The 8684-nt window shown below is 54.6% G+C and carries 7 protein-coding genes; 2 read left to right on the top strand and 5 right to left on the bottom strand.

Annotated features, from left to right (window positions below; all coding sequences use genetic code 11):
• Nucleotides 1-44 precede the first annotated feature (44 nt).
• Together ABIE64_RS07255 and ABIE64_RS07250 are read left to right on the top strand one after the other, a co-directional pair.
• A complete protein-coding gene (locus ABIE64_RS07255) occupies nt 45-1043 on the top strand; it encodes an ABC transporter permease (protein ID WP_007089931.1) in 999 nt (332 codons plus the stop codon).
• The gene (locus ABIE64_RS07250) at nt 1040-2209 is read left to right on the top strand and encodes an ABC transporter permease (RefSeq protein WP_007089930.1); all 1170 of its coding nucleotides are present in this window, start codon (nt 1040-1042) and stop codon (nt 2207-2209) included. The genes ABIE64_RS07255 and ABIE64_RS07250 overlap by 4 nt, the downstream gene beginning before the upstream one ends.
• A 51-nt stretch (nt 2210-2260) precedes the next feature.
• Here ABIE64_RS07250 and ABIE64_RS07245 read toward each other — a convergent pair whose 3' ends face one another.
• From ABIE64_RS07245 to dusA, 5 genes are all read right to left on the bottom strand, one after another.
• Nucleotides 2261-3442, bottom strand: a complete 1182-nt coding sequence (locus ABIE64_RS07245) for an MFS transporter (protein ID WP_354377001.1) — start codon at nt 3440-3442, stop codon at nt 2261-2263.
• Nucleotides 3443-3560: 118 nt separating this feature from the next.
• On the bottom strand, nt 3561-4418 hold the full coding sequence (locus ABIE64_RS07240; RefSeq protein WP_007089928.1) for a class I SAM-dependent methyltransferase: 858 nt from the start codon (nt 4416-4418) through the stop codon (nt 3561-3563).
• A 25-nt stretch (nt 4419-4443) separates the two neighbouring features.
• Nucleotides 4444-5640, bottom strand: coding sequence for a 3-phenylpropionate MFS transporter (locus ABIE64_RS07235; RefSeq protein ID WP_007089927.1), 1197 nt, complete (start codon nt 5638-5640; stop codon nt 4444-4446).
• Nucleotides 5637-7670, bottom strand: coding sequence for a bifunctional tRNA (5-methylaminomethyl-2-thiouridine)(34)-methyltransferase MnmC2/FAD-dependent 5-carboxymethylaminomethyl-2-thiouridine(34) oxidoreductase MnmC1 (mnmC, locus tag ABIE64_RS07230; protein ID WP_354377000.1), 2034 nt, complete (start codon nt 7668-7670; stop codon nt 5637-5639). The genes ABIE64_RS07235 and mnmC overlap by 4 nt, the downstream gene beginning before the upstream one ends.
• Nucleotides 7667-8662 (bottom strand): tRNA dihydrouridine(20/20a) synthase DusA, encoded by a 996-nt coding sequence (gene dusA / locus ABIE64_RS07225; RefSeq protein WP_354376999.1) that lies wholly within the window; start codon nt 8660-8662, stop codon nt 7667-7669. Before dusA ends, mnmC begins: the two co-directional genes overlap by 4 nt.
• Nucleotides 8663-8684: the final 22 nt, after the last annotated feature.

The raw sequence follows: 8684 nt of genomic DNA, 5'->3' as shown, positions 1-8684 counted from the left end.
ACAGGGAAACCGGAGCCGATGCGACAGGGGGAGCTTAACCGCCGATGCTGACTTTCTTGGCAAGACGGCTTTTTGTCATGATGCCCACGCTGTTTTTCATCAGCGTGCTGGTGTTTATTATCATTCAATTGCCGCCGGGCGACTTCCTGTCCACCTATCTGAATGAATTGCAGGCGCAGGGCGAGGCGGTCGATCCTGCCAAAATTGCTTTCCTCAAACAGCAATACGGTCTCGATCAACCGCTCTGGCAGCAATATTTCGATTGGGCGTGGGGGCTGTTACACGGCGATCTTGGTTTCTCGTTTGAATATAACCTGCCGGTTACCGAGGTGGTTGGGGATCGTCTGTGGTTGTCGGTCGTTCTGAATTTCAGCACGGTTCTGTTCATCTATGTCGTCAGCTTCCCAATCGGGATTTATTCTGCAACCCGCCAATATAGCTGGGGCGACTACGGATTTACCTTGCTCGGTTTCCTTGGCCTTGCCATGCCGAACTTTCTGTTTGCGTTGATCCTGCTTTATTACGCCAATGTTGTGTTTGGGACTTCCATCGGAGGCCTGATGGACCCGGAATTCATCAATCAGGGTTGGTCTTTTGCCAAGATCATGTCGGTTGCCGAACATCTTTGGGCGCCGGTGCTGGTGATCGGGACATCAGGGACCGCGTCGATGATCCGGCGCCTGCGTGCCAATCTTCTTGATGAACTTGGCAAACAATATGTTGTCACGGCCCATGCCAAGGGCTTGTCGCCAACGCGCGTTTTGTTCAAATACCCGCTGCGCATGGCTTTGAATCCGTTTATCGCCGATATCGGCAATATCCTGCCTCAGGTCGTATCGGGTTCTGTTTTGGTATCTGTTGTGATGTCGCTGCCAACAACCGGGCCGATGTTGCTTGCCGCCCTGCAAAGTCAGGACATGTATCTGGCCGGGTCGTTCCTGATGTTTCTGGCATTGCTGACGGTGATCGGCATGTTTGTGTCCGATCTGCTTCTTGCATGGCTTGATCCCCGAATTCGTCTGCAAGGAGGGGTATCGCAATGAGCCGCAGCGACGATAAACGTAACGAGCATTTCGTTGATACCGCGCCCTTCGATCCCTGGGATCGTGAGGAACTGACACCCGCGCAGGAAAAATACTATCTCGCATCGCAGTGGAAGCTGATCTGGTGGCGGCTTAAACGCCATCGGCTGGCGTATGTTTCGCTGATCATTCTGGCGATCATGTATGCATCCGTTTTCATTGTCGAAATCCTGGCACCCTATGCACAGGAAACCCGGAATTCCGAATACATCCATCATCAACCGCAAGCGATCCACCTGTTTCACGACGGGAAATTTGTCGGGCCGTTTACCTATGGCACCGATTTCTCGATTGACATGGAAACGCTGAAACCGATCTATACGCCAAGCGACAGCCGCGTTGAAAAAATCCGCTTCTTCTGTTCCGGCGATCCCTATGAATTCTGGGGCCTGTTCGAGGCCGATTTTCATGTCATGTGCCCGGCCGAGGACGGAACCCTGTTCTTGTTGGGTACGGATCGTCTGGGCCGCGATATGTTGTCGCGCATGATTTACGGCGCACGTGTGTCGCTGACCATCGGTCTGGTCGGTATTGCCGTAAGCTTCATTCTGGGCATCCTGATCGGCGGGGCGGCGGGATATTACGGCGGCTGGGTCGATGCAAGCGCGCAGCGCCTGATCGAAGTCATCCGCTCGATGCCGGAAATTCCGTTATGGATGGCACTTTCAGCAGCATTGCCGGTGACCTGGAGCCCGGTTTTGATCTATTTCGGGATCACGATCATTCTGGGCCTGATCGACTGGACGGGGCTTGCCCGCGCGGTACGTTCGAAACTTCTGGCACTGCGTGAAGAAGACTATGCCCTTGCCGCCCGTCTGATGGGGGCCAAGCCAAAACGCATCATTGCCCGTCATCTGCTGCCAAACTTTGCCAGTCACCTGATCGCGTCGGTAACCCTCTCAATCCCGAACATGATCCTTGGCGAAACCGCACTCAGTTTCCTTGGTCTTGGCCTCAGAGCACCTGTCACCAGTTGGGGCGTGCTGTTAAACGAGGCCCAGAACATCAACGCCGTTGCTGTCTATCCATGGCTGATGTTGCCGGTGGTACCGGTGGTGATCGTTGTTCTGGCGTTTAACTTCCTTGGCGATGGCCTGCGCGATGCGGCCGATCCCTACAAGAATTAACTGTCCTGCCAAATCAAGCAGCCCGCCATCTACTGGCGGGCTGCTTCTGTTTTAATGCACAATCGGTTTTGATCGCAGTTGCGCCATCGAGGGCACCATCGCAATCACCGAAAGTGCGAGCCCGAAACCGCAAACCGCAGGCCAACCGCCCAGTCCCCATGTATAGGTCGCCCCGGCCGAGCCGAATGAACCGCCAAGGAACATACCGGTCATATAAACGGTGTTGATCCGGCCGCGGGCCTCTGGCAGCAGGCCGAAGATCACATGTTGGTTGGAAATCATCGCACTTTGCACGCCGAAATCCAGAATGATCACCCCGACGATCAACCCTGCAAGAGCTGTCCAAAGCCCGAATGCCAGCCATGAAATCACGCAAATGATGACACCGGCGGCAATGACGCGCGCAGGACCATATCGGTCTGCCAACCGGCCCGAAAGGGGGGCTGCCAGAACGCCAATCGCGCCCAAAACCCCAAATAGCCCGGCGATGTCGGCACCCAGCTGATAATCGGGTTCCTGAAGATGCAGGGCCAATATGGTCCAGAAGGCCGAAAATGATCCGAACAGGGCGGCTTGCGTCAATGTCGCCCGGCGAAGGGCAGGCAGCTGTTTACACAGGAACAGCACGGATAAAAGCGCCTCTCCATAGCCGATGGAGGTCCGCGCCTTGTCCTTTGGCAACATCATGGCCATCACGATGGCGGCAAGAACGGCCACCGGGGCGGCAAGCCAGAACATCTCGCGCCAGCCAAGATGGGTCGACACAAACCCCGCCAGTGTCCGGCTCAGAAGAATACCGCACAGCAAACCCGCCATGACCGTGCCAATGGTTTTTCCGCGGTTTTCGGGAGGGGTCAGTGCTGTTGCATAGGGAATGATTTGCTGGGCCACCGTCGAACAGGCACCAAGCAATATTGAAGAAATAAACAGAATATAATCCGTTGGTGCCGATCCTTCGATTACAAGAACCAGTGCCAGCAACAGGAACAGGATAACAATCAGTTTGCGTCGGTCAAACAGATCGCCAAGCGGGACGAGTAAAAACAGACCAACTGCATATCCCAACTGCGTTGCGGTCGGGATCAGTGCCGCAGTGCCGCTTTGATTGAACTCGGCCATAATGATGCCAAGCATCGGTTGATTATAATAAATATTGGCAACTGCAAGACCGGCAGCAACCGCCATGACAAAGGCCAGTCCCCGGCCAAGACCCGGAGCATCTGTTCGCGACATCGATTTAATCCTGATTAACCGTGGTTCGGATGGAAAGACGTTTTCCCGGCAGGCTTGCGGGGCTTTTACCCCGTCATTTCCGTCAATACGGTTTGAATGGATACTGATCCTGTTTGAACTACTTTTTACGCAACCACAAGCTGGTTTCATGTGCCCCATCAGGCAGATGAATGCCATTGGCGATGGAGTTTGCAATAATGTTATTCAGGCGTGTACTGGCATAGGCACTCGACCACAGGATTTCAAACCCGTTACCTGCCAGCAACGCTGCAACACCCTGCTGTTCATTGTATCCGCGCCATTGCCAGATTTCCGGATAATCATCGGGCAGGGTGATGTCATGGATATGAATGATCGCCCCACTGGGCAATGCCGGTATGACCGTTGAAAACAGCAGATCAACATCCGTGCCGGGCATCAGGATATGGCTTGAATCAATCGAAAGAATATCCGCACCCGACAATGTCTTGAACACAGCCGGATCGGCCTTTTGCACGATGGTTCGTTCGACCGTAATCGGCAAGGCGGCAATATCGGCGCGTGGTACCGGATCAATTGCGTGAAAGATGGTGTCGAGTTCACCATCAAGAATGGCGCGATAGTAAAACCGTGTTGAATGGCCCGATCCAATTTCAATAATCCGTTCCGGGCGAAATTCACGCGTCAGGACATAGGCCATCATCCCGTCTAGTCGCGGGAACCAGCTTTGTTGCCAACGTGGATCGGGTGGGGTGGCATTGCCGAAACTGGCAAATGCGTCCTGATATTTGTTGGCCTTGGTCAGCCACGCCTTCATGGTCGGCGCCGCGTGATCCATCATGGCCTCGATTGCCGGATAATGCGGTCGGCCAACGGTACTGGCCGTTTCGGCGGCATAGCGATACGGAATGAAATAACCGGCTGGCGACGCCGTCAAAAGCGTCCTAAGCCCCAGTTTCAAACGGCGCCATTTCCGTGAAAGCGGAAGATTGCTCATCAGATTTCCCCCAGGCATGTCCCGGTCATTCACAAAACGTGTTGTCTTCGCCGCGCCAACGCTTGATTAGCCAAAGCGCAAAGAAGAACGCAACAATCGAAAGTCCGCTCATGGCGTAATAGGCATGCGACCCGAAATGATCATAAAGCGGTCCCGATGCCCAGATCGCACTGCCAAGGAAAACACCCATGGATAATGTCGCCATCAGGCTTTGAGCCGATGTTGCCAGCTGGGTCGGTACCGCGCGTGCAATAAAGCTGACAGCCGCCAGATGGGTAATGCCAAATGTCATGGCATGCAAGGGTTGCACCAGAACAATCAGCCAGAAATTATCGGTCATGCCCAGAACAGTCCAGCGCAGCACGCCTGACGCCGCTCCGATGGCAAACAAAATCCCCGGATGCCGACCGCGCACATATTTCCCGGCAAAGGCAAAAAGGGCGATTTCGGCAATCACCCCGATGGACCAGAACGCCCCGATCACATCATGGGGATAGCCGACATTTTCCCAATGGACAGACGCAAAGCTATAATAGGTGCCGTGCGACCCTTGCGCAAAACCGATGCAGCCGAGATAAATCAGGAAAACGGGTTTGCGCAGCAGATAAATGATTGACGAACCGGACCGCAACGGACGGTCGGTTTGTGGATCGGGCATGCGAGTGACGATGGCAAAATTTACAATCCCGGCAATAAACAGCATCCAGACAATCCAAGCCGTAGATGTGCCATCAAGAACCCATCCCGCGCCATAGGATGCCGCGATAAAGGCAAGCGATCCCCAAAGCCGAACCCGGCCGTAGTCAAGTTCCTTGGCCTTGCATTCATGAACCGTAATCGTTGTGCCCAGTGGCAATAACGGTGCAAAGCTAAAGCCGATGATCACGGATAATCCGGCCAGCCACCAGAAATTGCTCGATACCGGAAAGGCAAGAACCGTAACGACATAAATCCCCGCCAGCCACAACATAGGTGTCTTACGATTGCCGGTGCGATCTGCGCGCTGCGCAATCAATGGGTCGGCAAAAACCCGAACCCAGTTGGGCAGGGACAGCAAAATACCGATCTCGCCCGCCGATAATCCCTGACTTTTCAACCAGACCGGCCAATAGGGCAGAAACACACCCTGAATAAGGAAAAGCCCCACGAAAAACAGCGCAAGCACGGTTGCGGTTTTCATACGCGGGTCGTCAAATGACGGAAGGACGTGCTTGTTGATCATGCCGTGATTTGCCGCCGTTTAAGACCACGCACGATGAACCGTGCGGGATGGATCGCATCCATCAGGGACTTTTCGAGCGGCAGGGGCATATTGCAAATCTCGCTGGCAATTATTTCAGCGGCAACAGGGGCTGCGATCAGCCCACGCGCGCCAAATCCGGTACAGATATACACGTCTTTGTGGTAAGGCGCATCGATATATCGCGCCGCCTTTTTCCCTTTGTCTATATCGTGATAGGCCGAAAGATAGGCATCGTAATCCGGTGCTGGACCGATCATTGGCAGGTGATCCGGGGTTGTGGTCCGCAATGCCGCCCGACCGTCAAGTTTTATCGCTTCCAGCCTGTCGGCAAGCTCGGGCAGGACGCGGCTCAACTGTCGGCGGTTATGGGCATGGTCAGTTTCGCGCAGGTCTGTCTGATCATCATTGCGATCAAATGTCGCACCAAAAACATGGATACCCGCACGCGCCGGGGTCAGGTAGCCTTTATGACTGAGCACGCAGCGAATTTTTTCGTCGCCATAGCATTCGCGCAATGCGCTGTCGTCAAAGTAACTGATCTGTCCGCGTACCGGGCGCAGATAGTCTGAAAGCCATGCGGTTTGATCAAGCCCCGTTGTTTCGGTCGCACCGGCAATGATCACAGCGTCAAAGGGGCCAAATTCCTGCCCCTCAACCGAATGCAGGACCTTGTCTGTACCATCTTCGGAAATTGCAGCAATCGGTGTGTTGATGTGGCACTCGATCCCGCTGGCAAGACAGGTCACCAGCGATGGTGGATTGACCCAGCCAGCACCAGGATAAAACAAGCCGCCATGGGGCAGCGGCAACCCAAAGGCGCTACTCGCAGCTTCACGGTCCAGAACATGAACCAGATCGGGGCTGTCCGGCAGGCGCTGCATCATGCCTGCCTGACGCTCTTCGTCGCGCTGGTTGGAAATCAGATCCAATACGCCGCAAAAATCGGCTTCGATCTTGCCCGCCACGGACAAGCTGCGCACCAGTCGTTGGCTGTATCGAAAGCCCGCTTCGTAAAAGCGTCCTGTTATGGCGTTATCAGCGGTGAAATAGGGTTCAAGCATCCCGATGGGATTGCCAGATGCCGCATTCGCCAAGCGTTCGGATTTTTCAAAAAGCGTAACCGCACATCTGCGATTTTGAAGCGCCCGTGCACAGGCAGCCCCGGCCATGCCGCCGCCAATGATCGCGACACGTTTGTTATCCGTCATTTTTGGCAATACAAACCAAGGGTTTTCGTCCATTCCTTTGCCGCGATCTGCGTTTTCATCGGTCCCTTTCGGGGCAAGGCGGGCCGTGATCATATCGCGCTTATAGGCATATCCCTTGCGCTTGGCGACTTCAAACCCGGCCTGTTCCAGCCCGTCACGCACGATGCGTGCTGCACTGAATGTCGCAAGGGTGGCACCATCACTGCTTGATGCCGCGGCAAGGGCGGTGAACAATTCCGGTCGCCACATATCGGGATTGCGCGACGGGGCAAAACCGTCAAGGAACCAGCAATCGACCATTCCGTGATAATCTCGATAGCAGTCAATCGCATCCCCGATCAGGAGTGTCAGCGTGACCGAACCATCGCCCAGATCAAACCGGTGCACACCGGGCAACATCGTTCCGGTTGGCCATTGTGTGACCAGTTGGTCTGAAATTTCGGCCAATTCCGGCCAGTTCTGATGCGCGCGTGCCATCGCATCACGCGTCAGCGGGAATTTCTCGACTGACACGAAATGCAAACGTTTGGACCGCGTCGGGTCCTTTTGCCAGCAATCCCACGCGGCAAGGAAATTTAATCCTGTGCCAAAGCCGGTTTCACCAATCGTGAAATTCTCGCGGTTTTGCCATGCCTCGGGCAGGTTATTGCCCGCAACAAACACATATTGCGTTTCGGCCAATCCGTTTTTTGGATTGTAATAGATATCGCCAAATTGCGGGGAAAAGGGGACGTTGCCTTCCCGCCATGTAATGCCGCCGGTTTGTCTCGCGGCTTCGGGCGATTGTTCATCTGCGCTCATGCAGACAATGCCTCGGCATCTTCTTCGGGAACCAGTGCAAGTGCCTCTCGCACCGTATCAACACCCGCGCCCTTGCGATGGGCATTTTCGCTTAAATACCGGCGCCATTGTTTGGCACCGCGCATCTGCTGAAACAGGCCAAGCATATGTCGCGTCACATGGCCAAGCGTCCCGTTGTTCGATTTCAGATGTTCGTCGATATAGGGCAACATCGCCTCTGCCACCTGATGACGGCTTAAGGGCTTTGTATCATCACCATAAAAACGTCGATCCACATCCGAAAGCACATAGGGGTTCTGATAGGCTTCCCGCCCAATCATCACGCCGTCCACCTGTTTCAGATGTTCTTCTGTTTCATCCAGCGTCTTGATGCCGCCATTGATCAGGATTTCAAGTTCCGGCAATTCCTGTTTCAACTGGTAAACCAGTTCATATTTAAGCGGCGGGACTTTGCGGTTTTCCTTGGGACTAAGCCCGTTCAGCCATGCCTTGCGGGCATGCACGATGAAAGTTCTGCACCCGGCATCCGCCACGGTTTCAACAAACCGTTTCAACGACGGGTAATCTTCCTGATCGTCGATACCGATACGGTTTTTGACCGTCACCGACGCGTTACTGGCCGCGATCATCGCCTTGACGCAATTTGCCACGACATCGGGGGTCGCCATCAGACAGGCACCAAACGCACCATTCTGCACGCGATCCGACGGGCAGCCGCAATTCAGGTTTATCTCGTCATAGGCATAATCATTGGCAATCTCGCAGGCACGCGCCAGATCATCGGGGTTGCTGCCGCCCAATTGCAGGGCAACGGGATGCTCTGCCGTGTTATAGCGCAAATGCCGGTCCGCCCCACCATGGATGATCGCACCCGTGGTAACCATTTCGGTATAAAGCAGCGCATGCCGACTGATCTGCCGCAAGAAATAGCGATCATGCCGATCTGTCCAATCCATCATCGGGGCGACGGAAATACGCCGATTGACAGTCATACCGAGTTGTTCCTGAACCTGA

Source organism: Thalassospira sp. MBR-102 (assembly GCF_040549275.1).
Taxonomy (GTDB): domain Bacteria; phylum Pseudomonadota; class Alphaproteobacteria; order Rhodospirillales; family Thalassospiraceae; genus Thalassospira; species Thalassospira xiamenensis.
This window is presented reverse-complemented; position numbering and strand designations above follow the sequence as displayed.